Genomic DNA, 24,782 nt, shown 5'->3' with positions numbered 1-24,782 from the left:
GTCCCGTGACCGAGGACGCGAAGGAAACTTTCAGCCTCCCCACGCCTGCCGCTCCCACCGCGCCTGCCACGCCTGCCGTGCCTGCCACACCTGCCGTGCCTGCCACTCCCGCCGCCCTCGCCGCCAAGGTCCGCACGCTCGCGCCCACCGCGACCCGTTCCATGCGGCGCGTCGCCGAGACCGTCGCGGGCGACCCCGCGGGCTGCGCCGCCCTCACCATCACGGGCCTCGCCGAACGCACCGGCACCAGCGAGGCGACCGTCGTGCGCACCGCCCGCCTCCTCGGCTATGCCGGCTACCGCGATCTGCGTCTCGCCCTCGCCGGGCTCGCGGCCCAGCAGCGGTCCGGCCGGTCGCCCGCCCTCACCACCGACATCGCGGTCGACGACACCCTGGCGGACGTCGTCGCCAAACTCGCCCACGACGAGCAGCAGACCCTCGCCGACACCGCCGCCGCCCTCGACACCGGCCAGCTCGAAGCGGCGGTCAGCGCGGCGGCGGGCGCCCGGCGCATCGACGTGTACGGGGTCGGCGCGTCCGGGCTGGTCGCCCAGGACCTCACCCAGAAGCTGCTGCGGATAGGGCGCATCGCGCACGCCCACAGCGACACCCATCTCGCGGTGACCACCGCGGTGCAGCTCGCCCCCGGCGATCTCGCCGTCGCCGTCACGCACTCGGGATCGACCCGGGACGTCGTCGAGCCGCTGCGGGTGGCGTTCGAGCGGGGGGCCACGACCGTCGCCATCACCGGGCGGCCGCAGAGCGCGGTCACGCAGTACGCGGATCATGTGCTGACCACGTCCACCGCGCGGGAGAGCGAGCTGCGGCCTGCGGCGATGTCCTCCCGGACCAGTCAGCTGCTGGTGGTCGACTGTCTGTTCGTGGGGGTGGCGCAGCGGACCTATCCGACGGCCGCGCCCGCGTTGGCGGCGAGTTACGAGGCGTTGGCCCACCGGCACCGGTAGAGGTAGTCGTACCGGACCCTCGTTGGAAAGAGCACCCCCGATGAACTCCCCTGACCTTCGCGCCCAACTGAACTCCCTGCCCACCGAAGCGTTTCGGGCCGAGTTCGCCGAGATCGACCGGCTGCCCACCCTGGAGCTCGCCCGGCTGATGAACGCGGAGGACTCCGGCGTCCCCGCCGCCGTGGCCGCGCAGCTCCCCCGCATCGCCGCCGCCGTCGACGCCGTGGCCGAGCGGATGGCGCGCGGCGGGCGGCTCGTCTATGCCGGGGCCGGTACCGCCGGGCGGCTCGGGGTGCTCGACGCCTCCGAATGCCCGCCGACCTTCAACACCGCGCCCGACCAGGTCGTCGGGCTCATCGCGGGCGGCCCGGAGGCCGTGATCACGTCCGTCGAGGGCGCCGAGGACTCCCGGGAACTGGCCGAGACGGACCTCGCCGCCCTCTCCCTCACCTCCGCCGACACGGTGATCGGGGTCTCCGCCTCCGGCCGCACTCCGTACGCCGTCGGCGCGGTCGAGTACGCCCGCGCCCGGGGCGCGCTGACCGTCGGGCTGGCCTGCAACCCGGGCAGCGCGCTGGCCGCCGCCGCCGAGCACGGGATCGAGGTGGTCGTGGGGCCCGAACTGCTCACCGGCTCCACCCGGCTGAAGGCCGGCACGGCGCAGAAGCTGGTGCTGAACATGATCTCGACGATCACGATGATCCGGCTGGGCAAGACCTACGGGAACCTGATGGTCGACGTCCGTGCCTCGAACGACAAGCTGCGCGCGCGTTCCCGGCGGATCGTCGCGCTGGCGACGGGCGCGCCGGACGACGAGATCGAGGCCGCCCTCGCGGCCGCCGGCGGCGAGGTGAAGAACGCGATCCTCGTCCTGCTGGCCGAGGTGGACGGGCCGACCGCCGCCCGCCTTCTGGAGGAGTCCGGGGGACATCTGCGCGCCGCGCTCGCCGCCGCGAGCCGCTGAGCCGCACGCTCGGAGCGTGCGTATCGACTCCTCCTCCACGGCCGCCGCGATCCTGCCCCTGGTCGGCGGCCCCGCGAACGTCACGTCCGTCGCCCACTGCATGACCCGGCTGCGGCTGGGCCTCGCCGATCCGTCCCGGGCGGACGAGGCGGCGCTGCGGGCGGTGCCCGGGGTGCTGGGGGTCGTGGTGGCCGACGACACCTTCCAGATCGTCCTCGGACCGGGCGTGGTGACGCGGGTGACCGCCGAGTTCGAGAAGCTGACGACCGCGGCCGTGGACGCGCTGGCCACCCGCGGCGCCGAGTTGAAGGCGGCGCGGGCACAGCGCAACGCGACCCCGCTGAAGCGGACCCTGCGCCGGCTCGCCGCCGTGTTCGTCCCGCTCATCCCGGCGCTGATCGGCTGCGGGATCCTCGCCGGCCTGGGCGGCCTGCTCCTCAACGCCGGTTGGCTGCCGGGGCTGACCCCCGCCCTGGCCGCCGTCGCCTCCGCCTTCATGGCGCTGATCGCCGTGTTCGTCGGCCACAACACGGCGAAGGAGTTCGGCGGCACCCCGATCCTGGGCGGCGCGGTCGCGGCGATCGTCGTCTATCCGGGCGTCGCGAAGGTGACCGCGTTCGGGGTGACGCTCGCCCCCGGCCAGGGCGGGGTCCTCGGCGCGCTGGCGGCCGCCCTGCTGGCGACGGGCGTGGAACGGTGGTGCCGCGGCCGGGTCCCGGAGACCCTGGACGTCCTCCTCACCCCCGCCCTGACCGTCCTCGTCGCCGGCCTCGGCACGCTCTACGGCCTGATGTATGCGGCCGGCGCGGTCTCCTCGGCCATCGGCACGGCGGCGAACTGGCTGCTCGCGACGACGGGCCCGTTCGCGGGTCTGGTGCTCGGCGGGCTCTTCCTGCCGCTGGTGATGCTCGGCCTCCACCAGGCCCTCATCCCCATCCACACCACCCTCATCGAACAGCAGGGCCACACCGCCCTCCTGCCCATCCTGGCGATGGCGGGCGCGGGCCAGGTCGGCGCGGCAGTCGCGGTGTACGTCCGACTGCGCGACAGCGGGCCGGGAGCCTCCCTTCGGACGACGATCAGGTCAGCGCTCCCCGCCGGACTGCTGGGCGTCGGCGAACCCCTGATCTACGGGGTGTCGCTCCCCCTGGGCCGGCCCTTCCTCACGGCCTGCGCGGGCGGCGCGGCGGGCGGGGCCTTCGTCGGGTTCTTCGCGATGCTCGGCGACCAGGTGGGCGCGACGGCGATCGGCCCGTCCGGCTGGGCCCTGTTCCCGCTGCTGGCCGGGAACCGGGGGCTGGGCGCGACGGCGGCGATCTACGCGGGCGGACTGCTGACGGGGTACGCGGTCGGTTTCGCCGCGACGTACGCGTTCGGCGGGGTACGGGCGGCTGCCGCGGCTGCCACGGCTGACTCGGCTGCCGCCCACGCCCCTTGAGGTCACTGCTATCCGTGGTTCCCGTGGCCCCCATGGCTCCCGTGGTTCCCGTGGGCCTTGTGGCCCGAGACCTTCGCGATCCAGGCGATGAAGTCGCCCGGGTCCTGGTCCGCGCCGTGGCCGCCGTCCCAGTAGTAGGACGTGTTCACGTCGTCGCCGAGGTTGCCCAGGCGGGTGGCGAGGTTGGCGACCACCGACAGGGAGGTGTCGCTGTCCTTGGTGCCGACGCGGATCCACCAGTGCTTCGCGCGGTGCGGGTTGACCTTGTCGACGAGGTGGAACATCGGGTTCATCAGATGGAGCTTGGCCGGGATGTCCGGGTCGAGGCGTGCGCTGCCGCCGGACTCATGGCGCAGGCTGTACAGCGTGAAGTGGCGGGCCCTGGTGACGCCGGCGCCGAACAGGTTGCACTCGGGCGTGGCCAGGTCGAAGCCGTCGAACGAGGGCGCGTTCTTCTTCCTCGGGCCGACGTGGGTGAGGAAGTCCGCCCAGGTGAAGGCGGCCTTGCCGGCGGACCAGGTGATGAAGGGGTGCGCCGCGAGGTAGGCGTCGCGGGCGGTGTCCGTGAGTGCCGCCAGGTACTTGGCGGCCGACGGCTGGATGAAGGTCTCCAGGATGTAGGCGTCCAGGTTGCGCACGGTGAGGGCGCCGTAGCCCCTGGCCCGGAGTCTGAGGGACGCGAGGTAGTCCGTGTACTGGGCCTTGAGGTCGGCGGACACGGTCGCGTCGACCGTCGCACCCGAGGCCAGCGGGTTGGCGCCCCAGTTCCACTCGTAGCCGGCGTCGGAGTGCTCCAGGTCGGTGATGGGGCACCAGTCGCCGCTGGCGAAGATCGCGTCGGAGGCGTCGGCCGCGCCGATCTCCGCCAGGTAGCGGTCGTAGAGCGGGCTGTCGCCGGAGGCGCCGAGGAGCGCGGAGAGCGCGCCGCCGGCGCTGACCCCGGACGACACGATCCGGTCGGTGTCGCCCGGCACCCGGCCCTTGTTGAACTTCAGGTACCGCACCGCGGCCTTGAGGTCGACGATCGCGGCGGGCGCGGTGCCGTAGTAGACGCCGTTCGCGTCGACGAGGCTACGGCCGCGGGCGCCGGGCTCCACGACGACGTACCCGGCGGCGAGCGCCAGACCCTGGCGACTGGTGCCGCCGCCCATCCCCGACGCGCTGATCCCGGTCGCGTTCGCCACGGACGACGGCATGTAACCGCCGACCTGGTTGGCGAACAGGATGGGCGCGTCGGAGGCGTCCACGGCGACGCCGTCGATCACGACCGGGACGCTGACGTTCAGGGACTGGTACGCCGCGTTCACCGGTTCGGCCACATAGCTGGCGACCTTGAAGAAGCGGTAGGTCACGCTGTGGACAGTGCCGGTGGTGTCCTTGATCCCGATGGTCTGCTCGGTGTAGGCGGAGGGGTCGAAGACCAGGGAGGAGTCGAAGGCCAGGGAGGAGTCGAGGACCGGGGAGTCGGCGGCGGCCCTGGCGACCCCGACTCCGGTGAGCCCGACCCCGGGCACGGCCGCCGCGGCGGCGGTGACTCCCATCCCCCGGACCACACTCCTGCGCGTCACTCGCGTCACTCTCGACACTTTCATCACTCGCTTCTTCACTCGACTTCACTTCCGTCTCTTCTGTAGACGGCTCTCACCCCCAATCGTCATCGAAATTGTCAACAATGCTAGCCCGCGGTCACAACTTGGCCGAGAGCCGCCCCTGCCCCCGCCGCCCCTACCCTGGGTGTCATGAACCACGCCCAGCTCACCGCGCTCGGCCGTGCCCTCCGTGTGCTCGGCGAGCACGGCGACGCGCTCACCGGCGACACCCCGGACGCCAAGCTGCACGAGGTCAAGGCCGATCTGCGGCGTGCCCTGGAGCTCCTGGACGAGAGCGTCGTCGGCGCCGCGCCCACCACCCGCTGCGCCGAGCATCCGTACGGTCCGGTCGACGAGGCGGCCCCCGACCTGTGCCTGCTGTGCGAGACGCGCCGCCGGTCGGCCCGGCGCGCCGAGTTCAACGGCCCGGCCCCGCAGGCGCCGTACGCCGCCCCCACCCCCTCCGTCTCCCGCTACGGCACCCGCGCCGACCGCCCGCAGCCGCAGCAGCGCTGGCTGGCGGAGCTGTGGAACGGCCAGGAGTGGCACCTGTGCGGGACGCCCAGAAGGGACCGGCGCGAGGCCGAGCAGTACATCAACGCCCTGCGCCGCGGCTCCCGCCCCGCGATGGCCTACCGGCTCGTGCACGAGTTCACCGACTACGAGGTGCTGCGGATCTGGGGCACCCCGGTGAAGGTCGACATCGAGCCGCTGGGCAACCTGTAGGGCCCAGTCAGCCGCCGATCAACGGCAGCGGCGGGAAGTCGTACCCCTCCCACAGCCGGCGGGAGGTCTCCTCCGGGTACGGGCGCACCTCCGGCTCCACGTCCAGCACCGGCTCCAGCCGCTGCTCCCGCTCGTACGCCGGCCAGCCCGGGTCCCCGGTCCGCGCGAAGGCCGTCCACGCGGTGCGGAACGCGCCGTGGTCGGCGAAAGTGTCGGAAGCTGAAGCGGCAGCGGGAAGCGAAGCGGCCGTCACCCCTCGTTTGACATCCTCCCCTCTTAAAAGAGGGGGGATTCCAGCCGATATGGGCTGAGGTTCACGGACGCTCGACCACTGTTCGGGCGGTGTCGTCCCTCCGGCACCGGCTGTTCGCCGGGGGCGGGGGATCCCGCCCTGTCCTGCCGCGACGTTGGCTGCTGCGTTGGTGTCCGCGTTACAGGTGAAACCGCAGGAGGAACAGACGAACTCGGCTTGGCTCTTGCGCGAGTTCTTGTCGATCCAACCGCAGGCACTGCACCGCAGAGACGTGTAGAGGGCGGGAACGTCCTCGCCCCGGCCCGGTGCTTTGTGTCCGGTGCGCTGGCGGAGCAGGCCCCAGCCCTGGGCGAGGATGCCCCGGTTCAGCCCCGCCTTCTGCGCCACGTTCTTGCCGGGCTGCTCCACGGTGCCCTTCGCGGAGCGGGTCATGTTCCTGATGTCCAGCTTCTCGAAGCGAATCAGGTCGTAGGACTTGGCGAGCAGAGTGCTGGTCTTCTCGCACCAGTCCTTGCGCCGGTTCGCCTCGCGAGCCTTGAGCTGCGCGGCCTTCGCGTACTCGACGGTCTTGCGCTCACTGCCCTTGGGGGCGCGGGCGGCGCGCCGCTGGCGCTTGCGAATCTGGGCGCGCTCGCGGCCGGTGAGCTGCGGGCAGTTCAGCTTCCGGCCGTCGGAGAGGGCCGCGGTGATCGTGATGCCCCGGTCGATGCCGATGACCCCACTGGTGCCGGGCGCGGGCACCGGCTCCGGGACGACGGCGAACGCGGCATGCCACTGCCCGTTGCGGAACGTGACCCGAAACGTCTTCGCCGCAGGGAGCTGCGCGCCCTTGCCCCCGGCACTGAGACGGAAGCGGACCCAGCCGCAGCCGGGCACCTTCACCTGCGCCCAGCGCCGATTTAGCTTCCGCACCACGACGGACCGGCCCATGACCTGCCTGCCGGTCTTCGCATTCAGCTTCGCCGAGCCGTCCGCGTGGCACTCGGGGACACGGTCGGTGCCGATGACACGGAAGCCCTCATGCGTGAACTTCTTGCGCCAGGTCGGCTCACCGAACCCGGACGTGAAGCAGGCGTTCCTGGCCGCGGCGAAGTCCTTCAACGCCTGCTGCTGCACGTCCGCGTTCCCCGCCGCCAGCCACTCGTTGTCGCCGCGCCTCGGTCAGCTGACGGCACTGCTCCGCGAACCCCGGCGCGGACCCGCGGCCCGGCCTCCAGTGCGCATGCTGCTCGACAGCGAGGTTCCAGACGTAGCGGGCGTGCGCGCAGTGCAGCAGCATCTGCCGCTCCTGCCCGCTCGTCGGGTACATCCGAAACCGCGCCATGCCGCGAACATAGACCGCACATTCCCCGCCCGCGCACACCATCGATCACCGTCACCCGTCCGAGTGACCACACCCCACCGGCCACCGGCCACCGGGTCATCGACTCCCCGTCACCACCACCTGCCCACGGCCACCCTCAGCATCCTGGACGAGGACGCCGGATCGCCCTGACGGCGATCCGGCTGCCCCTGCCCTAAAGCAAGGTGGGTGACGGCCGCCGTCGGCAGGTCGGTCGGTCACGCCCGCGCCGGCGCGGCCTCCTCGACCTCGTCCGTGGCCGCGGGCTCGGCCGGGACGGCCTTCCGCTTCGGGATGAACGCGGCGAGCAGGAAGGCCAGCAGGGCCGCTCCCGCGCCGATGGCCATGACGACCTTGAAGCCGTTCTCGGAGGGCAGCGCGTACCCGCCGAAGTCAGTGGTCATCTGGGCGAGGATGACGCCCGCGATGGCGCTGGCGAAGCTGGTGCCCAGGGACCGCATCAGGGTGTTGAGGCTGTTGGCCGCGCCCGTCTGGGAGGGGTCGACCGCGCCCATGATCAGGGCGGGCATCGCGCCGTAGGTGAAGCCGACACCGGCGCCGATGATGCAGGACACCAGGACGAGGTGCCAGACCTCGCTCATGAGCACGATGTTCAGGGCGTAGCCGGAGGCGACGATCAGCGCGCCGATCATCAGGGTGACCTTGGGGCCCTTGGCCTTGGTGATCTGGGCGGACACGGCCGACATGACCATCATCACGAAGCCCTGCGGGGCCAGCACCAGGCCGACGGTCATCATCGACCTGCCCAGGCCGTAGCCGGTCTGCTCGGGCAGCTGCAGCAGCTGGGGCAGCACCAGGGACATCGCGAACATCGAGAAGCCGAGGGCGATCGAGGCGAGGTTGGTGAACAGGACCTGTGCCTTCGCGGTGGTGCGCAGATCGACCAGCGGCTGCTCGGCCTTCAGCTCCCACCAGCCCCACACGGCCAGGATCACGACGGCGGCGACGCCGAGACCGAGCGTCGTACCGGAGGTCCAGCCCCAGTCGGCGCCCTTGGACACGGCCAGCAGCAGGGCGACCAGACCGGCCGAGAGACCGAGCGAGCCGACGAGGTCGAAACGGCCGCCGGTGCGGGTCTTCGACTCGGGGACGAACGCCACGACGAGCAGGAGGGAGACGACACCGAGGGCGGCGGAGGTCCAGAAGAGGACGTGCCAGTCCCAGTTGTCCGCGATGAACGCGGCGGTGGGCAGACCGAGCGCACCGCCGACACCGAGGGAGGCGCTCATCACCGCGGTCGAACCGGCGAGCTTGTCGGCGGGGACCGTGTCGCGCAGGATGCTGATGCCCAGCGGCACCACGGCGGCCGCGAGGCCTTGCAGGGCACGGCCGACGATCATCGGGACGAGCGAGTCGGCGAGGGCGCAGACCAGCGAGCCGGCGATCAGCATCACGATGCTGACCAGCAGCATCCGCCGCTTGCCGACCATGTCGCCGAGCCGGCCGACCACCGGGGTGGCGACCGCCGCGGCGAGCAGCGTGGCGGTGACCGCCCAGGCGGTGTCGGACGCGGGCGCGTCCAGCAGCTTCGGAAGTTCGGGGACGATCGGGATGACCAGGGTCTGCATCAGCGCGACGACGATCCCGGCCAGGGCCAGCACCGCCACCACGGCGTTCGACCTCGGCGGGGCGGTTGTTCCCGCCGCGGCGGGTCGGGCAAGGGCGTCGGACATGACAGGGCCTCCGTCGGATGCACGAGGGATTCGAACTGCTTGACTCAAGCAAGCTTATGCAGATTGATTGAGTTAAGCAAGCGAAACAGGCCGCACCTTTGCCGCGCGAGGGACGCGACCGCTCTCATCCGCAGCTCAGCCGCAGTACAACTGCAGTACAACTGCAGTACAACTGCAGCCAGCCGCAGCTCAGCCGTGCCGCGCGACGATCTCCCGGGTCCGCTCCTCGTCCAGTTCATAGACGGTCTCGTGGGCCCGCGGATCCCGCGCGTGGAGGGTGTGGAAGATCGGCCCGGTCGCCCCGCCCAGCTCCACCAGGGACGCGGACGCGCCCCGCACCGCCCGCTCGGTGCCGGGCGCGGTGGTCAGGTCGATGCGGTTGACGACCCCGGGCGTCACCCACACCGGCACCGCCGCGAGGAAACCGCACAGCTGAAGGTGGAAGTGCCCGGTCAGGACGGCCCGGACGTCACTCCCCCGGATCACCTCCGCCAGCTCCTCCGGCTCCCGGAGCCCGAAGACCTGCTGGGTGGCCGAGACGCCGAGGCTGATCGGCGGATGGTGGAAGGCGAGGACGGTGCCGTGCTCGGCCGGCGTGCTCAACACCTCCCGCAGCCAGTCCAGTTGACCGGCGCCGAGCCGGCCGTACACCTTCCCCGGCACCAGCGAGTCGAGGGTGATCAGCCGCCAGCCGTCGACCGTGCTGACGGCGGCCCGCTCGGCGCCGGGGTACTCCAGCAGGGCTTCCGCGTGCCCGTTGCCCAGCACCTTCGTGAAGGCGGACCGCTCGTCGTGGTTGCCGGTGGTGTAGAGGACGGGCGCGTCCAGCGAACGCGCGAACCCGCCGACGAGCTCCCGCACGACCAGGTACTCCTCCACCGCGCCGGCGTCGGCCAGGTCGCCGGTGACGACGACCGCGTCCACGTCCCGCTGATGGCGGAGTTCGTCGAGGACGAGCCGCAGGGAGTCGACGGCGTCGACCCGCCGGCCTTCGGGGCCGTCGGTCCGCCCGATGTGCGTGTCCGAGAGCTGGAGAATCCTCATCTCCCGGACACTACACAGCAGTTGAGCCCCGGATCAGAGGGATCCGAGGCTCCAGTCCTTGAGACTCGAGCCTCGGGGTTCAGCTGAGGGTGCGCAGCGAGGCCGCGTCGAAGGGCTTCAGCTCGCCGTGCCGACCGCCGAGGACCTTGGCCGCCCAGTCCGGGTCCTGGAGCAGCGCCCGCCCGACGGCGACCATGTCGAACTCGTCGCGCTCCAGCCGGTCGAAGAGGTCGTCGAAGCCCTTGACCGGGGCCCCTTCGCCGGTGAAGCCCTTGATGAAGTCGCCGTCGAGGCCGACCGAGCCCACGGTGATGGCCGGGCGGCCGGTGAGCTTCTTCGTCCAGCCCGCGAGGTTGAGGTCGGAGCCGTCGAACTCCGGGAGCCAGTAGCGGCGAGTGGAGGCGTGGAAGGCGTCGACGCCGGCCGCGGCGAGCGGGGCCAGGATGGCCTCCAGCTCCTCGGGGGTCTCGGCGAGCCGCGCGTCGTAGGCGTCCGACTTCCACTGCGAGTAGCGGAAGATGATCGGGAACTCGGCCGAGACGGTCTCGCGGACGGCGGCGACGATCTCGGCGGCGAACTTCGTCCGGTCCACGTGGTCGCCGCCGTAGGCGTCGGTCCGGCGGTTGGTGCCGGCCCACAGGAACTGGTCGAGCAGATAGCCGTGGGCGCCGTGCAGCTCGACGCCGTCGAAGCCGATGCGCTCGGCGGCGGCCGCGGCCTCGGCGAACGCGCCGATGACGTCGTCCAGATCGCGCTGGGTCATCGCCTTGCCGGTGCCCTCGGTGCCGTCGAGGCGCAGACCGGAGGGGCCGACGGCCGGGGCGTCCGCGAAGGGCGGCTCGCCCTGCTTGCGCACCATGCCTATGTGCCACAGCTGCGGCACGATCGTCCCGCCGGCCGCGTGCACGGCCTCGGCGACCTTCGCCCAGCCCGCGAGCTGCTCCTCGCCGTGGAACCGGGGAACCCGGTCGCTCTGCCCGGCGGACTCGTGTCCGACGTACGTCCCCTCGGTGACGATGAGACCGACACCGGCCGCGGCGCGCCGCGAGTAGTACGACGTCACGTCCTCGCCGGGAATGCCGTCCGGCGAGAACATACGGGTCATGGGCGCCATGGCGATGCGGTTCGGGACGGTCAGTCCGTTGATGGAGACCGGCCGGGACAGGATCTCGGCGGCGCGCTCGGGGGCGGCGGCGGGAACGGGCTGGCTGACGCTCACGTGGGGGGCTCCTCTTGACGGGGACGGTGGACCAGCTGGTATGTGCACATGCATCAAGTGTCTTTGCAACGAGAACCTCCCCGCCCCCCGCCCGCATTCCGGCCCGTACGGGATACGTCCTGTGATCCGGGCCACCACCCGCGGACGCGTGCGGCGCACATGAACAGAGGGGAGCGCTCCCACGTGAAGAGGAGCATGAGATCCCTTGACCTGTTTTATCCTGAAACGGGAAGTTCCCATTCCGCTTCCCGTGCCCCCTCCGCGCGATTACCCGCTCACCGGGACCGGGCAGCGGCGGGCGGGAGAGGTGCGATGTCCCGGCTCGGCTGGCTGGACGCGCTGCGCGGGATCGCGGCGCTCGTCGTCGTGTTCGACCACTCGTCGTACTCCTTCATGGCCGAGACCCGCCAGGCCGTGATGCCGGAGTTCAACACCAGCCGCTACGGCATCATGGTGTTCTTCCTGGTCAGCGGCTACATCATCCCGGCGTCGCTGGAACGCCGAGGCTGCGTCCGGACGTTCTGGATCGGCCGGCTGTTCCGCGTGTACCCGCTGGCCGCGGCCGTCGTGCTGGCGGTCCTGACCGCACAGCTGCTGGGTTTCGCGGAGCTGCGCACGGAATTCGGCGGCCAGAACCCGCTGACGGTGGCCGCCGCCCACGCCACCCTCCTCCAGGAGCTGCTGGGAACGCCCAACCTCCTGCTCGTCCTGTGGACGCTCTCCTACGAGATGGCCTTCTACCTGCTGGTCGTCGCCCTGTTCACGGTCCGCCGGCACCAGCGGTCGGCGGCGGTCTCGGCGACCCTGGCGGTACTGGCCGCGGCGAGTGCGGCGGCGGGGGTCGCGCTCCCCGCCTCCGCCCTCTCCGACCGGCTCGGCTCCGGCTCCCTGATCGCCCTCACCGCGATCGTCCTGCTGCTCGCCGTCTGCTGCGCGAGTTCCGCTTCCCGCGCGCTGCGCGTCTTCGGCGGCGTCCTGGGCGGCCTGCTGGCACTGGCCCTGGTCGCCCTCAACGGCACGGTCCCCCTGTGGGAGGGCCTGGTCATCCTCGCCGTGATGTTCCTCGGCACGGTCGTCCACCGGGCCGAACACGGCCTGACCACCTGGCGGTACGCGGCCGCCACGGCCGTCCTCGTGATCGGCTGCGCGGTGGCGAGCGCCTGCTGGCACGGCGACGGAACCCATGCCACCCAGCGCGGCTGGATCACGGCCTTCCTGCTGGCCGTCCTCACCTTCGGCATCGGCCTGGCGCTGCGCGACCGCCGCATACCGCGCGCGCTGCTGGCCCTGGGCACGATCAGCTACTCGCTCTACCTGGTGCACCCGGCCCTGCTCGCGGTCACCGACGCCACGATCGGCCGCCGCCCCCAGGACAGCCTCCTCCTCGAAGCGGCATTCCTGGCGGCCCTCCTCCCGCTGAGCGCCCTGACCTACCGCTACATCGAAACCCCAGCCCAGAACTGGGGCCGCCGCCTGTCCCGCCCCGCAGCGCCCTCACAGGCCCCACAGGCCCCACGAAACCAGCCCGACAGGCCCCGAACCCGCGACACCGAGGAATTCAAGGAGTACGTGGAGTAAAACGCCCGAGGGCGGTACCCCTGTGGGAACAGGGGTACCGCCCTCGGTGGAAAGCCGAGCCTTGGAGCGGGCTCAGAAGTCCATGTCACCGCCCGGCATGCCGCCGCCGGCCGGCGCGGACGCCTTCTCCGGCTTGTCGGCGATGACGGCCTCGGTGGTGAGGAACAGCGCGGCGATGGAGGCCGCGTTCTGCAGCGCGGAACGCGTCACCTTCGCCGGGTCGATGATGCCCTCGGCGATCATGTCGACGTACTCGCCGGTCGCAGCGTTCAGGCCGTGACCGACCTGGAGGTTGCGGACCTTCTCCACGACGACGCCACCCTCGAGACCGCCGTTGATGGCGATCTGCTTGAGCGGGGCCTCCAGGGCGAGCCGCACGGCGTTGGCGCCGGTCGCCTCGTCACCCTCGAGCTCCAGCTTCTCGAAGACGGCGGAGGCCTGGATGAGCGCCACGCCACCACCGGCGACGATGCCCTCCTCGACGGCGGCCTTCGCGTTGCGGACGGCGTCCTCGATGCGGTGCTTGCGCTCCTTGAGCTCCACCTCGGTGGCGGCGCCGGCCTTGATGACCGCGACACCGCCGGCGAGCTTCGCCAGGCGCTCCTGCAGCTTCTCGCGGTCGTAGTCCGAGTCGCTGTTCTCGATCTCGGCGCGGATCTGGTTGACCCGGCCGGCGACCTGGTCCGAGGAGCCGGAGCCGTCGACGATGGTCGTCTCGTCCTTGGTGATGACGACCTTGCGGGCCTTGCCCAGCAGGTCCAGGGAGGTGTTCTCGAGCTTGAGACCGACCTCCTCGGAGATGACCTCGCCACCGGTGAGGATGGCGATGTCGTTCAGCATCGCCTTGCGGCGGTCGCCGAAGCCCGGGGCCTTGACCGCGACGGACTTGAAGGTGCCGCGGATCTTGTTGACGACCAGGGTCGACAGGGCCTCGCCCTCGACGTCCTCGGCGATGATCAGCAGCGGCTTGCCCGACTGCATGACCTTCTCCAGGAGCGGGAGCAGGTCCTTGACGTTCGCGATCTTGGAGTTCGCGATCAGGATGTACGGGTCGTCGAGGACGGCCTCCATACGCTCCATGTCGGTGGCGAAGTACGCCGAGATGTAGCCCTTGTCGAAGCGCATGCCCTCGGTGAGTTCCAGCTCCAGACCGAAGGTCTGGGACTCCTCGACGGTGATGACGCCTTCCTTGCCGACCTTGTCCATCGCCTCGGCGATGAGCTCGCCGATCTGGGTGTCGGCGGCGGAGATGGAGGCCGTGGAAGCGATCTGCTCCTTGGTCTCGACATCCTTGGCCTGCTCGAGCAGGGCACCGGAGACGGCCTCGACGGCCTTCTCGATACCGCGCTTCAGAGCCATCGGGTTGGCGCCGGCGGCCACGTTGCGCAGACCCTCGCGCACCAGGGCCTGGGCCAGGACGGTCGCGGTCGTCGTGCCGTCACCGGCTACGTCGTCCGTCTTCTTCGCGACTTCCTTGACCAGCTCGGCGCCGATCTTCTCGTACGGGTCCTCGAGCTCGATCTCCTTGGCGATGGAGACACCATCGTTGGTGATCGTGGGGGCGCCCCACTTCTTCTCGAGGACGACGTTGCGGCCCTTGGGGCCGAGCGTCACCTTCACGGCGTCCGCGAGCTGGTTCATGCCGCGCTCGAGGCCGCGCCGTGCCTCCTCGTCGAACGCGATGATCTTGGCCATGTGAAGTGGTCCTCCCGGACTGGGGTGGATTGCTCCGGACCGCGCTGGCGCCCGCGACGGACGGCTCGCCGGCCCCGTGGTTCCTTGCCCCACCTGGCCTGCGGGCCTCACCGACCCGGTCCTCGTTGTCACTCTCACCTTCAGAGTGCTAACGCCAATGATTAGCACTCGGCATGCGAGAGTGCAAGGTGCGCCCGCGAAGCGGGCTCGTTGGGGGGTGGCGGTCGGGCGACGGGTGGGCGCAAGCGACTCGGGAGGATCCGCAGGTGAACAACGGTGCGAGCGGAGGGGCGCCAGAGGCTCCGGGCGCTTCGCAGGCGCACCAGACGCACCGAAGGGCTCGTACCCCCCAGGAGGTACAAGCCCTTCGGACGTGACGTACAGAAGAACGACGCTGTCAGTCGGCGCGCGCTTCAGCCGGTCGCGAGACGGACCATGTCCGCCTGCGGCCCCTTCTGACCCTGCGAGATCTCGAAATCGACCCGCTGACCCTCTTCCAGGGTGCGGTAGCCGTCCATCTGAATCGCGCTGTAGTGGACGAAAACATCCGCACCACCGTCGACCGCGATGAAGCCGTACCCCTTCTCCGCGTTGAACCATTTGACGGTGCCCTGAGCCATGCCTAACTCCCCTATTACTGGCCCTTGCACAGATCCACACTTCGCGGATCCGGGTCAGACCTCACCCCCCAACGATTGGGGGCGTGCGCCGGAACGCGTCGACCGCGGCTGAATGTATCTGTCCAACTGCCCTCTGCAACAGGTCACTTGGACGAGAATTCTGGACGCAAAGGATCGGGAATGTGGCGAGAATTCGCCTGAATTCGGGGCAAGTCGGGCCCCACAAAGGCCACAAAAGCCGCGAAAGGTATGCACACTTTGGCTGCTTCTTATCGGGCGTGGGGCAGAAATCAAAGGCTCCGGATCCGTTGATCCGGACCGGGTTCCCCAACTGTACCGCGCTCAACCACACTGAATTGCCCCCTCCGCTTCTATCGCGGAGAGGGCAATTCGATGAACGCTCGGTAATCACTGTTACCGACGGTTACTACCGATGGGTACTACCGGCGGGTACAGCGACCTCTCAGCCGCCCGCGACCGCCGGAATGATCGAGACGCCGGCGCCGTCCGGGGTCGGCGTCTCCAGACCCTGCTCGAAGCGGACGTCGTCGTCGTTGACGTACACGTTGACGAACCGGCGCAGCTTGCCCTGATCGTCGAGAACGCGGGCGGCGATGCCGGTGTGGTGCTGCTCCAGGTCGGCGATGACCTCGCCGAGGGTCGCCCCCTCGGCCTTCACCTCGGCCGAACCGCCGGTGTAGGTGCGCAGGATGGTGGGGATGCGGACGGTGACGCTCATGACTTTCGACCTCCGGTCAGGTGACGCGCCCCCACAGGGGCACAGGGCAGTGACTAGCCGAGACCCGCCTCGTGGAACGACTCCAGGTTGGGCCGAATGGTCGCGGTCAGTCCCGTGCCGGCCACCGCGTCGAGCGTCTTGAGACCGTCGCCCGTGTTCAGCACGACCGTCGTGAGCGTCGGGTCGAGCAGACCGTTCTCGATCAGCTTCCGCGTCACACCCACCGTCACCCCGCCGGCGGTCTCCGCGAAGATGCCCTCGGTCCGCGCCAGCAGCTTGATCGCGTCGACGATCTGCTCGTCCGTCACGTCCTCCACCGCACCGCCGGTCCGACGCGCGATGTCGAGCACATACGGACCGTCCGCCGGGTTGCCGATGGCCAGCGACTTGGCGATGGTGTTCGGCTTCTGCGGACGGACGACGTCGTGCCCCGCCTTGTACGCGACGGACACCGGGCTGCAGCCCTCGGCCTGAGCGCCGAAGATCTTGTACGGCCGGTCCTCGACGAGCCCGAGCTTGATCAGCTCCTGCAGCCCCTTGTCGATCTTCGTGAGCTGCGAGCCGGAGGCGATCGGCACGACCAGCTGATCGGGAAGCTTCCAGCCGAGCTGCTCGCAGATCTCGTACGCCAGGGTCTTGGACCCCTCCGCGTAGTACGGCCGCAGGTTGACGTTGACGAAGCCCCAGCCCTCGCCCGCCGGGTCGCCGATGAGCTCGGAGCAGAAGCGGTTGACGTCGTCGTAGTTGCCCTCGATGCCGACGAGTTCGCCGCCGTAGACCGCGGCCATGACGACCTTGCCCTGCTCCAGGTCGTGCGGGATGAACACGCAGGAGCGGAAGCCGGCGCGGGCCGCCGCCGCGCCCACGGCGCCGGCCAGGTTGCCGGTCGAGGAGCACGAGAGGGTGGTGAAGCCGAAGGCGCGCGCCGCCTCGATGGCCTGTGCGACGACGCGGTCCTTGAAGGAGTGCGTCGGGTTGCCGGAGTCGTCCTTGACGAAGAGCTTTCCGGCGTCGACGCCCAGCTCACGGGCGAGGTTGTCGGCCTGGACGAGCTTGGTCCAGCCCGGGTTGATGTTCGGCTTGTCCGCGACGTCGGCCGGGACCGGCAGGAGGGGCGCGTAGCGCCAGATGTTCGCGGGGCCCGCCTCGATGCGCTTGCGGAGCTCCTCCGTGTCGTAGGAGGAGAAGTCGTACGCGATCTCCAGCGGGCCGAAACACTCCTCGCAGGCGAAGACGGGCCCGAGGGGGACGCGGTGACCGCACTCCCGGCAGTTCAACGCCGCCGCGGGACCGAGGTCGACCCCGGAAGCGGAGGAAGCGGTGGATTCGGTTGCAACAGGCTGCGCAGCCATGGAGGGGAGGCCCTTTCTCCTCATCTTCCTCACGACGCACTTCGCCGTGAGACGGATTTGGCACCTTCCCGAGCCGGGAGCCTCACCACGACGACGTGGTCAGACCGGCTGGAGGGTTGCCGGGGCTTCATCGGGCCGTATCCCTCTGCCCCTCTGGATGAGCGGTATTAAGTTGTAGACGACAGCGACCTCGGACATGCGATGGTCATCCGCGTTGTTCAAGACTGTAACCGAAGCCCAGGATCGTTGAGATAGTCGTCCGAACCGCGAGATGTACCGCGAGATGTGAGGAGCCGCCGTGCTGGAAGAGGTCGAGCGCTGGCTGGCCACCCGTTCCTGGTCGGTGACCGATCGCCCGCTGCACCGGATCCTGGCCGCCAAGCGCGCCACGAACCGGTCGGTGTCCGTGGTCCTGCCCGCGCTGAACGAGGAGGCCACGGTCGGCGACATCGTCGCGATCATCCGCCACGACCTCATGCGGCAGGTCCCGCTCGTCGACGAGATCGTCGTCGTCGACTCCGGATCGACCGACCGGACCGCCGAGGTCGCCGCGGCGGCCGGGGCCCGGGTCGTGCACCGGGACGACATCCTGCCGCGCATACCGGCCGTGCCCGGCAAGGGCGAGGTCCTGTGGCGCTCGCTGCTGGTCACCGGCGGGGACATCGTCTGCTTCATCGACGCCGACCTGAAGGAGTTCTCCTCCGACTTCGTCTCGGGCATCGTCGGCCCGCTGCTCACCGACCCGGACGTGGACCTCGTCAAGGGCATGTACGACCGTCCGCTGAGCGGCGCCGCCGGCCAGGGCGGGCGGGTCACCGAGCTGATGGCCCGGCCGCTGCTCAACATGCACTGGCCGCAGCTGGCCGGGTTCGTGCAGCCGCTCGGCGGCGAGTACGCGGCCCGCCGCAGCCTGCTGGAGCAGCTGCCGTTCCCGGTCGGCTACGGCGTGGAGCTGGGCATGCTGGTCGACGCCCTGCACCTGGTGGGCCTCGACGCCCTCGCCCAGGTCGACGTCGGCGTGCGCAAACACCGCCATCAGGACGGTCAGGCCCTGGGCCGGATGGCTGCGGCGATCTACCGCACCGCCCAGCTCCGGCTGGCCCGCGGGCATCTGATCCGCCCCTCGCTCACCCAGTTCGAACGCAGCTCGGACGGGTTCGAACCGCGCACCTACTCGGTGGACACCGAGGAACGGCCGCCGATGGCGGAGATCGCGGAGTACCAGTCCCGCAAGGTCGCGTGACGCCGTCGCGGCACCGCACACCTGTTGTATACGTCCTGGCCACACAGGGCGACCGTACGTTTGAGCGTTTCCGGAGCGGGCTAGGTTGAGGTCTATGGCTACCACCGGTGGAGCTGCTCAGGTCCTGGTCGCGTCCAACCGCGGCCCGGTCTCGTACACGGTCGACGAGGGCGGCTCGCTGCGCGCGAAACGCGGCGGCGGCGGGCTGGTCTCCGGCCTGTCGGCCATCGGGCCGGACGCGGGCGCGCTGTGGGTGTGCTCGGCGCTGTCCGACGGCGACCGGGAGGCGGTCCGGCGCGGGGTCGGCGAGGAGGGCGTGCGCATGCTGCCCATCCCGGCCGACGTGCACGCCGACGCGTACAACGGCATCGCGAACTCGGTCCTGTGGTTCATCCACCATCTGCTCTACCAGACCCCGCTCGAACCGGTGTTCGACGCGGAGTTCCGCCGCCAGTGGGCCGCGTACGAGACGTACAACCGCGCGTTCGCGCAGGCCCTGGCGGAGGAGGCGGCGGACGGCGCGGCCGTCCTCGTCCAGGACTACCACCTGTGCCTGGTCCCGGGCATGCTCCGCGCACTCCGCCCCGACCTGCGGATCAGCCACTTCTCCCACACGCCGTGGGCCCCGGTGGACTACTTCGCGCTGCTGCCGCAGGACATCCGGGAGCAGCTGCTGACCGGCATGCTCGGCGCGGACCGCCTGGGCTTCCTGACCCACCGCTGGGCGGACGCGTTCACCGCGTGCTGCGCGGAGTTCGCCGGAGGGCCGGGGAAGACACAGGTCGGCGTGCACGGGCTCGGGGCCGACGCCGACTTCCTGCGGGAGCGCTCGCACCGGCCGGACGTCGAGGAGCGGATCGCCGCCCTGCGCGAGGAGATCGGCGGGGAGGGCCGGAAGGCGATCGTCCGGGTCGACCGCACCGAGCTGTCCAAGAACATCGTGCGCGGACTGCTGGCCTACCGGCAGCTGCTCGACGACCGCCCCGAGTGGCGCGAGCGCGTCGTCCATGTGGCGTTCGCCTACCCCTCCCGCCAGGACCTCGCCGTCTACCGCGACTACATGGCCGAGGTGCGGCGGGTGACGGACGAGATCAACGCCGCGTACGGCACGCCCGACTGGACGCCCGTCCTGCTGAACCTCAAGGACGACTTCGCCCGCTCCCTGGCCGCCTACCGCCTCGCGGACGTCGCCCTGGTCAACCCCGTCCGCGACGGCATGAACCTGGTCGCCAAGGAGGTCCCGGTGGTCTCCGACGAGGGCTGCGCGCTGGTGCTGTCCCGGGAGGCGGGGGCGTACTGGGAGCTGCGCGACGACGCGATCACGGTGAACCCGTACGACGTCCTGGAGACCGCCCGCGCCCTGCACGAGGGCCTGTCGATGAAGCCGGAGGAGCGGGCCGAGCGCACGAAACGGCTGTCCGCGGCGGCGACCGCGCTCCCCCCGGCCCAGTGGTTCCTGGACCAGCTGAACGCCCTGCGGGAGATTCAGCCGAGCTGACCGGCCAGCTCCCGCAGCAGCGCCACGACCCCGGCGGGCCCGTCGACGACGAGGTCCGCGCGCTGGGCCAGTTCACCGACCTCGGAGCTGCCGCTGCACACCAGCAGCCCGGGGACGCCGTCGGCGCGCAGCCGCTCGACGGCGGCGAAGGCGGGCAGGTCGCCGAGGTCGTCACCGGCGTACAGAACACTGCGCGCGCCGGTCTCGCGGACGTGCTCCAGCAGGGCCATGCCCTTGTCCATGCCCGGCGGGCGCAGCTCCAGGACCATCCGGCCGGGCTCGACGATCAGTTGGTGCCGGGCCGCGAGGTCGCCGAGGGGCGCGCGCAGCGCTTCGAACGCGCCCTGGGGATCGTCGGCGCGGCGCGTGTGGACGGCGACGGCCTGGCCGGCCTTCTCCTCCACCCACACGCCCGGCGGGTCCCCGGCCGCCGCCAGGACCTGCCGCAGCTCCGCGCGGACGGCGGCGACCCCCGGGTGCGGGGCGGGGGCGGTCAGGGCGCCGGTGCGCGCGTCCCAGCGTTCGGCGCCGTAGAGCCCGAGGACGGTCAGGTGCGCGAGCCCCGCCGCCCCGGCGAACCCGCCGTGCCGTACGGCGACCTCGGCGGGCCGCCCCGTGACGACGGCCACGGCCCCGAGCTTCGGTGCGAGGGCCGCGAGCGCGGGCACGGCGTCGGGGTGCGCCCGGGCGTCCTCGGGGTTCTCGACGATCGGGGCGAGGGTGCCGTCGAAGTCGAGGGCGACGAGGGTGCGGGAGGGTTCGGCGAGGATCGCGTCGAGTGCGGTGCGTCCGGCTGCGGTGGTGGGTGCGTGGATGCCCATACGGCGACGATAGCCACGCGATCCACCCGTCGGACCCACGCCTCAGCGATCGGCTCGCCGGGTGTCCCGCACCCTTCTCAGTCTGTTCACCGTGACCGGATCGTGGGCCAGCGCCCGGATGTCGTCGAGAAGGGCGTTGAGGAGCTGGTAGTAGCGGACCGGGGACAGGTCGAGTTCCTCGCGTATCGCCCGCTCCTTCACGCCGGGGCCGGAGAACCCGCGCCGCTCCAGGGCGAGGATCCGCCGCTCCACCGCCCCCAGCCCGCCCGTCTCCTGCGGCTCGTCCGCTCGCTGCTCCATACCCGCAAGGTAACGCGCCCGACTGACACCCGACCCGGCACCCGACCCGACCCCCGACCCGGACAGGCCCTACTCGCCGGAGGCGCTCTCCAGCGTCGTGGCCGTGGTCTGGAGTTCGCCGAGCACCTCGGCCGGGCTGCCGTTCGCCGTGACGGCGCGGCCGATCCGCTTCTTGATCTGCGCGCTGACCTTCGCCCAGGAGGTCCGCCCGACGGGGTAGGACTCGGAGAGCGGGAGTTCCGCGAGGAACGGTTCGAGGTCGGCGTCCTCCTCGGCCGAGCCCATGACCTGGGAGGCGGAGTTGGTGACCGGCAGCAGGTCGTACTCGCGGGAGAAGTCGAGCACGTTCGCCTCGCTGTAGACGAAGTCGAGGAAGTCGCCGATCTGCTCGCCGTGCCCGTTCTGCTTGAACGCGGTCATCCAGTCGGCGACACCCATGGAGACCTCGCTGGGGCCGTCGACGCCGGGCATCGGCACCATGCCGAACTCGACGCCCTTGGCCTCGGCCGCCTTCATCAGCGAGGGGTGCCCGTTGAGCATGCCCACCTCGCCGGCGGCGAACGCGGCGAACGCGGTGGCCCGGTTCAGCTCGCCCGGCGCGACCGGCCCGGTCAGTCCCTTGCCGACCAGGTCGTTCTTCAGCCAGTTGAAGGTGTCGACGTTCTCGGCGGAGTCGATGCTGTAGCTGCTGACGGTCCGGGAGTAGCCGCCCCCGCCGCTGAGCAGCCACTGCAGGGTCTCGGCCTGCGCCTCCTCGGAGCCCAGGGGCAGCGCGTACGGGTACGTCACGCCGTCGTCCTTGAGCGCCTGCGCGTCCTCGGCGAGCTCGGCCCAGGTGGTCGGCGGGGTGAGCCCGGCCTTGGCGAAGAGGGTCTTGTTGTAGAACAGCAGGCGCGTGGAGGAGGCGAACGGCATGCCGTACTGGATCCCGCGCACCTCGCCCGCGTTGGCGAGCCGGGACACGAAGTCGGCCTCGACGGGGATGGAGAGGACGTCGCCCGCCTTGTAGAGCAGGTCGTCGGCCGCGTAGTCGGCATATGCGCCGATCTGGGCCAGGTCGGGGGCCTTCCCCGCCTGGACCATCGCCTCGACCTTGGCGTCGACGTCGTTCCAGGAGTACACGGTGACGTCGACGGTGACGCCGGGGTGCTTCTTCTCGTACGCCTTGACGAGTTCGTCCCAGTACTTCTTGGAGCTGTTGGCGCTGCTGTCGCCGTAGTCGGCGGCGACGAGTCTCAGGGTGACGTGGTCGGAGCCCCCGGACAGCCCGCAGCCGGCCAGGACGGCCGCCATGCCGAGGGCGGACGCCGCCGCGATGGTCCCTGACTTTCGTGCCCGCCGCACCGAACCGCTACCGCTCTCCATGACTTGTCCACTCATCCCAAACTGAATGTTCATACCAATGGATTCGTTATCCGGAGTCAGGTCTACACCAAGGAATCGGCCTGGACCCCCCAAGGGTCACGCCGCGCACATCACCTCCACGACCGTAAGTGGACTAGACCTCTCGCGGGTCCTGGGTCCACACTGTTCCGGTGAGACATGTCATCGCCCTGGACGTGGGCGGCACCGGGATGAAGGCCGCCCTGATCGGCGCGGACGGCGCGCTGCTGCACCGGGCCCGCCGTGCCACCGGCCGTGAGCGCGGCCCCGACGCGGTGGTCGCCGGCATCCTCGACTTCGCCTCCGACCTGCGCGAACACGGCGTCGAGGAGTTCGGCGAGCCCGCGTCCGCCGCCGGCGTCGCCGTCCCCGGCATCGTCGACGAGGCGAACGGCGTCGCCGCCTACGCGGCCAACCTGGGCTGGCGGGACGTACCGCTGCGCGAGCTGCTCGCCGCCCGGCTCGGTGTCCCGGTCGCCCTCGGCCACGATGTGCGCACCGGCGGCCTCGCCGAGGGCCGGATCGGCGCGGGCCGGGGCGCGGACCGCTTCCTGTTCGTGGCGCTGGGCACCGGCATCGCGGGCGCGATCGGCGTCGACGGCCGGGTGGAGGCGGGGGCGCACGGCTTCGCGGGCGAGATCGGCCACATCGTCGTACGGCCCGGCGGGATCCCGTGTCCGTGCGGACAGCAGGGCTGTCTGGAGCGGTTCGCGTCGGCCGCCGCGGTGAGCGAGGCATGGGCGGCGGCCTGCGGCGACCCGGCGGCGGACGCCGCGGACTGCGCGAAGGCCGTCACGTCCGGCGACCCGAACGCCGTTCGGGTCTGGCAGGGGGCCGTGGACGCCCTCGCCGACGGCCTGGTCACCGCACTCACCCTGCTGGACCCGCGCATCCTCGTCATCGGTGGCGGCCTGGCGGAGGCGGGGGAAACCTTGTTCACACCACTACGCGAAGCGCTCCGCCGCCGGGTGACCTTCCAAAAACTCCCGGAGACGGTCCCGGCAGCCCTCGGCGACAGCGCCGGCTGCCTGGGCGCGGGCCTCCTGGCCTGGGATCTCCTCAAGACGACCGACGGTACGGAGGTAACCCCTTAATGGCCACCCCCTCAGGGGCGCGGGGAACTGCGCAGAAAACCACGACGCACCCGCAGGTACTCACCGGCGCGAGGGTGGTACTCCCCACCGGCACGATCCCCGACGGCCGCGTGACGATCGACGGCACCAAGATCACCTCCGAAGCCCCCCACGGGGGACACGAACTCGACGTGTCCGGCCACTGGCTGGTCCCCGGCTTCATCGACCTGCACAACCACGGCGGCGGCGGAGCCTCCTTCTCCGGGACGGCCGAGGACGTCCAGCAGGCCATCCACACCCACCGCCTGCACGGCACCACCACCGTCGTCGCCTCGACCGTCACCCAGGACATGGACGTCCTCGTCCGCCAGGCCGGTCTGCTGAGCGAGCTGGCCGAGCAGGGCGACCTGGCCGGCATCCACTTCGAGGGCCCGTTCATCTCGCCGTGCCGCAAGGGCGCGCACTCCGAGGCGCTGCTGCGCGACCCGGACCCGGCGGAGGTGCGCAAGCTGATCGACGCGGCGCGCGGCCGGGCGAAGATGGTCACCCTGGCGACGGAGCTCCCCGGCGGCCTGGACTCCGTACGGCTGCTCGCCGAGCACGGCGTGATCGCCGCCGTCGGGCACACGGACGCGACGTACGAGCAGACGGTTCTGGCCATCGAGGCCGGAGCCACCGTCGCCACCCACCTCTTCAACGCGATGCCGCCCCTCGGCCACCGCGCCCCCGGCCCGATCGTCGCCCTGCTGGAGGACGAGCGGGTGACGGTCGAGCTGATCAACGACGGCACGCATGTCCACCCCGCGGCCCTGGAGCTGGCGTTCCGTCATGCGGGCGCGGCCCGGGTCGCGTTCATCACCGACGCGATGGACGCGGCCGGTTTCGGCGACGGCCGCTATCTGCTCGGCCCGCTGGAGGTCCAGGTCAGCGGGGGCGTGGCCCGGCTGGTGGAGGGCGGCTCGATCGCGGGCTCCACCCTCACCCAGGACCGCGCCTTCCAGCGGGCGGTGACGATCGACCGGATCCCGGTGGAGGACGTGGTCGCGGCCCTGTCCGCCAACCCGGCCCGGCTGCTGGGCATGGACGACCGGGTGGGCTCCCTGGAACCCGGCAAGGACGCGGACCTGGTCCTGCTGGACGAGAACTTCGAGCTCAAGGGCGTGATGCGCAAGGGGAATTGGGTGGTGGATCCCCAACTGGCCTGAAACGTCCGCCCGCACAGGGACGGTGGCCGACCCAAGGGCTG

Annotated in this window: 22 protein-coding genes and 1 riboswitch; of the genes, 9 read left to right on the top strand and 13 right to left on the bottom strand. The window is 71.0% G+C overall.

Annotated elements, in window-relative coordinates; all coding sequences use genetic code 11:
• The first annotated feature begins 5 nt into the window (after positions 1-5).
• The 3 genes from ACWCPF_RS07055 to ACWCPF_RS07045 are packed head-to-tail and all read left to right on the top strand — an operon-like array spanning position 6 to position 3,367.
• Entirely contained in the window at positions 6-965 is a 960-nt protein-coding gene (locus tag ACWCPF_RS07055) for a MurR/RpiR family transcriptional regulator (RefSeq protein ID WP_451043936.1), read from the top strand.
• A 40-nt stretch (positions 966-1,005) separates the two neighbouring features.
• Positions 1,006-1,929 carry an N-acetylmuramic acid 6-phosphate etherase gene (gene murQ, locus ACWCPF_RS07050; protein ID WP_451043935.1) on the top strand — a complete coding sequence of 308 codons (924 nt, stop codon included), beginning with the start codon at positions 1,006-1,008 and terminating at the stop codon, positions 1,927-1,929.
• 16 nt (positions 1,930-1,945) lie between these two features.
• On the top strand, positions 1,946-3,367 hold the full coding sequence (locus ACWCPF_RS07045; RefSeq protein WP_451043934.1) for a PTS transporter subunit EIIC: 1,422 nt from the start codon (positions 1,946-1,948) through the stop codon (positions 3,365-3,367).
• A gap of 8 nt (positions 3,368-3,375) precedes the next feature.
• Here ACWCPF_RS07045 and ACWCPF_RS07040 read toward each other — a convergent pair whose 3' ends face one another.
• On the bottom strand, positions 3,376-4,908 hold the full coding sequence (locus ACWCPF_RS07040) for a subtype B tannase (protein ID WP_451043933.1): 1,533 nt from the start codon (positions 4,906-4,908) through the stop codon (positions 3,376-3,378).
• A gap of 198 nt (positions 4,909-5,106) precedes the next feature.
• Between ACWCPF_RS07040 and ACWCPF_RS07035 the strand changes: the two genes are divergently transcribed.
• The gene (locus ACWCPF_RS07035; protein ID WP_451043932.1) at positions 5,107-5,682 is read left to right on the top strand and encodes a hypothetical protein; all 576 of its coding nucleotides are present in this window, start codon (positions 5,107-5,109) and stop codon (positions 5,680-5,682) included.
• A 7-nt stretch (positions 5,683-5,689) separates the two neighbouring features.
• Here ACWCPF_RS07035 and ACWCPF_RS07030 read toward each other — a convergent pair whose 3' ends face one another.
• From ACWCPF_RS07030 to ACWCPF_RS07010, 5 genes are all read right to left on the bottom strand, one after another.
• A complete protein-coding gene (locus tag ACWCPF_RS07030; protein WP_451043931.1) occupies positions 5,690-7,051 on the bottom strand; it encodes an RNA-guided endonuclease TnpB family protein in 1,362 nt (453 codons plus the stop codon).
• Positions 6,984-7,214 carry a hypothetical protein gene (locus ACWCPF_RS07025; RefSeq protein ID WP_451044226.1) on the bottom strand — a complete coding sequence of 77 codons (231 nt, stop codon included), beginning with the start codon at positions 7,212-7,214 and terminating at the stop codon, positions 6,984-6,986. The genes ACWCPF_RS07030 and ACWCPF_RS07025 overlap by 68 nt, the downstream gene beginning before the upstream one ends.
• A 281-nt stretch (positions 7,215-7,495) precedes the next feature.
• Positions 7,496-8,971 (bottom strand): MFS transporter, encoded by a 1,476-nt coding sequence (locus ACWCPF_RS07020; protein ID WP_451043930.1) that lies wholly within the window; start codon positions 8,969-8,971, stop codon positions 7,496-7,498.
• A gap of 189 nt (positions 8,972-9,160) precedes the next feature.
• Positions 9,161-10,015, bottom strand: a complete 855-nt coding sequence (locus ACWCPF_RS07015; RefSeq protein ID WP_451043929.1) for a metallophosphoesterase — start codon at positions 10,013-10,015, stop codon at positions 9,161-9,163.
• A gap of 79 nt (positions 10,016-10,094) precedes the next feature.
• On the bottom strand, positions 10,095-11,234 hold the full coding sequence (locus ACWCPF_RS07010) for an NADH:flavin oxidoreductase (RefSeq protein WP_451043928.1): 1,140 nt from the start codon (positions 11,232-11,234) through the stop codon (positions 10,095-10,097).
• Positions 11,235-11,546: 312 nt separating this feature from the next.
• Here ACWCPF_RS07010 and ACWCPF_RS07005 point away from each other — a divergent pair, with 312 nt between their 5' ends.
• Entirely contained in the window at positions 11,547-12,812 is a 1,266-nt protein-coding gene (locus tag ACWCPF_RS07005; protein WP_451043927.1) for an acyltransferase family protein, read from the top strand.
• Positions 12,813-12,884: 72 nt separating this feature from the next.
• Here ACWCPF_RS07005 and groL read toward each other — a convergent pair whose 3' ends face one another.
• The 4 genes from groL to thrC form a co-directional block, all read right to left on the bottom strand.
• The gene (gene groL, locus ACWCPF_RS07000) at positions 12,885-14,507 is read right to left on the bottom strand and encodes a chaperonin GroEL (protein WP_351904467.1); all 1,623 of its coding nucleotides are present in this window, start codon (positions 14,505-14,507) and stop codon (positions 12,885-12,887) included.
• A 413-nt stretch (positions 14,508-14,920) separates the two neighbouring features.
• Positions 14,921-15,127, bottom strand: a complete 207-nt coding sequence (locus ACWCPF_RS06995; RefSeq protein WP_007493268.1) for a cold-shock protein — start codon at positions 15,125-15,127, stop codon at positions 14,921-14,923.
• Positions 15,128-15,590: 463 nt separating this feature from the next.
• Complete coding sequence (locus ACWCPF_RS06990; RefSeq protein WP_451043926.1) at positions 15,591-15,866, bottom strand: MoaD/ThiS family protein; 276 nt, start codon at positions 15,864-15,866, stop codon at positions 15,591-15,593.
• Between the two features lie 53 nt (positions 15,867-15,919).
• A complete protein-coding gene (gene thrC / locus ACWCPF_RS06985; protein ID WP_451043925.1) occupies positions 15,920-17,218 on the bottom strand; it encodes a threonine synthase in 1,299 nt (432 codons plus the stop codon).
• A gap of 17 nt (positions 17,219-17,235) precedes the next feature.
• Positions 17,236-17,382, bottom strand: a riboswitch (SAM riboswitch).
• Between the two features lie 134 nt (positions 17,383-17,516).
• Between thrC and ACWCPF_RS06980 the strand changes: the two genes are divergently transcribed.
• On the top strand, positions 17,517-18,461 hold the full coding sequence (locus ACWCPF_RS06980; protein WP_451043924.1) for a glucosyl-3-phosphoglycerate synthase: 945 nt from the start codon (positions 17,517-17,519) through the stop codon (positions 18,459-18,461).
• A 94-nt stretch (positions 18,462-18,555) separates the two neighbouring features.
• Positions 18,556-19,959: an alpha,alpha-trehalose-phosphate synthase (UDP-forming) gene (locus ACWCPF_RS06975; RefSeq protein ID WP_451043923.1), complete on the top strand. Its 1,404-nt coding sequence runs from the start codon at positions 18,556-18,558 to the stop codon at positions 19,957-19,959.
• Here ACWCPF_RS06975 and otsB read toward each other — a convergent pair.
• The 3 genes from otsB to ACWCPF_RS06960 form a co-directional block, all read right to left on the bottom strand.
• Positions 19,947-20,780 (bottom strand): trehalose-phosphatase, encoded by an 834-nt coding sequence (otsB, locus tag ACWCPF_RS06970; protein ID WP_451043922.1) that lies wholly within the window; start codon positions 20,778-20,780, stop codon positions 19,947-19,949. The two genes, ACWCPF_RS06975 and otsB, sit on opposite strands and share 13 nt — an antisense overlap.
• 42 nt (positions 20,781-20,822) lie before the next feature.
• Entirely contained in the window at positions 20,823-21,080 is a 258-nt protein-coding gene (locus tag ACWCPF_RS06965; protein WP_451043921.1) for a DUF3263 domain-containing protein, read from the bottom strand.
• A gap of 69 nt (positions 21,081-21,149) precedes the next feature.
• A complete protein-coding gene (locus ACWCPF_RS06960; RefSeq protein ID WP_451043920.1) occupies positions 21,150-22,445 on the bottom strand; it encodes an extracellular solute-binding protein in 1,296 nt (431 codons plus the stop codon).
• Between the two features lie 170 nt (positions 22,446-22,615).
• Between ACWCPF_RS06960 and ACWCPF_RS06955 the strand changes: the two genes are divergently transcribed.
• Positions 22,616-23,557 (top strand): ROK family protein, encoded by a 942-nt coding sequence (locus ACWCPF_RS06955; RefSeq protein ID WP_451043919.1) that lies wholly within the window; start codon positions 22,616-22,618, stop codon positions 23,555-23,557.
• Positions 23,557-24,741: an N-acetylglucosamine-6-phosphate deacetylase gene (gene nagA, locus ACWCPF_RS06950; RefSeq protein ID WP_451043918.1), complete on the top strand. Its 1,185-nt coding sequence runs from the start codon at positions 23,557-23,559 to the stop codon at positions 24,739-24,741. Before ACWCPF_RS06955 ends, nagA begins: the two co-directional genes overlap by 1 nt.
• Positions 24,742-24,782: the final 41 nt, after the last annotated feature.

This window comes from Streptomyces sp. NPDC001858 (assembly GCF_053594615.1).
Note: the sequence above shows the minus strand (reverse complement) of the source record. Positions and strands in the feature narration are given on the sequence as shown.

Excerpts from the sequence above, each read along its gene's own strand:
- ACWCPF_RS07040 (WP_451043933.1), bottom strand. The coding sequence starts at position 4,908 with ATGGGAGTCACCGCCGCCGCGGCGGCCGTGCCCGGGGTCGGGCTCACC.
- ACWCPF_RS07015 (WP_451043929.1), bottom strand. The coding sequence starts at position 10,015 with ATGAGGATTCTCCAGCTCTCGGACACGCACATCGGGCGGACCGACGGC.
- groL (WP_351904467.1), bottom strand. The coding sequence starts at position 14,507 with ATGGCCAAGATCATCGCGTTCGACGAGGAGGCACGGCGCGGCCTCGAG.
- thrC (WP_451043925.1), bottom strand. The coding sequence starts at position 17,218 with ATGGCTGCGCAGCCTGTTGCAACCGAATCCACCGCTTCCTCCGCTTCC.
- murQ (WP_451043935.1), top strand. The coding sequence starts at position 1,006 with ATGAACTCCCCTGACCTTCGCGCCCAACTGAACTCCCTGCCCACCGAA.
- ACWCPF_RS06975 (WP_451043923.1), top strand. The coding sequence starts at position 18,556 with ATGGCTACCACCGGTGGAGCTGCTCAGGTCCTGGTCGCGTCCAACCGC.
- ACWCPF_RS06990 (WP_451043926.1), bottom strand. The coding sequence starts at position 15,866 with ATGAGCGTCACCGTCCGCATCCCCACCATCCTGCGCACCTACACCGGC.
- otsB (WP_451043922.1), bottom strand. The coding sequence starts at position 20,780 with ATGGGCATCCACGCACCCACCACCGCAGCCGGACGCACCGCACTCGAC.
- ACWCPF_RS07005 (WP_451043927.1), top strand. The coding sequence starts at position 11,547 with ATGTCCCGGCTCGGCTGGCTGGACGCGCTGCGCGGGATCGCGGCGCTC.
- ACWCPF_RS07025 (WP_451044226.1), bottom strand. The coding sequence starts at position 7,214 with ATGCTGCTGCACTGCGCGCACGCCCGCTACGTCTGGAACCTCGCTGTC.
- nagA (WP_451043918.1), top strand. The coding sequence starts at position 23,557 with ATGGCCACCCCCTCAGGGGCGCGGGGAACTGCGCAGAAAACCACGACG.
- ACWCPF_RS06995 (WP_007493268.1), bottom strand. The coding sequence starts at position 15,127 with ATGGCTCAGGGCACCGTCAAATGGTTCAACGCGGAGAAGGGGTACGGC.
- ACWCPF_RS07035 (WP_451043932.1), top strand. The coding sequence starts at position 5,107 with ATGAACCACGCCCAGCTCACCGCGCTCGGCCGTGCCCTCCGTGTGCTC.
- ACWCPF_RS06965 (WP_451043921.1), bottom strand. The coding sequence starts at position 21,080 with ATGGAGCAGCGAGCGGACGAGCCGCAGGAGACGGGCGGGCTGGGGGCG.
- ACWCPF_RS06960 (WP_451043920.1), bottom strand. The coding sequence starts at position 22,445 with ATGGAGAGCGGTAGCGGTTCGGTGCGGCGGGCACGAAAGTCAGGGACC.
- ACWCPF_RS07020 (WP_451043930.1), bottom strand. The coding sequence starts at position 8,971 with ATGTCCGACGCCCTTGCCCGACCCGCCGCGGCGGGAACAACCGCCCCG.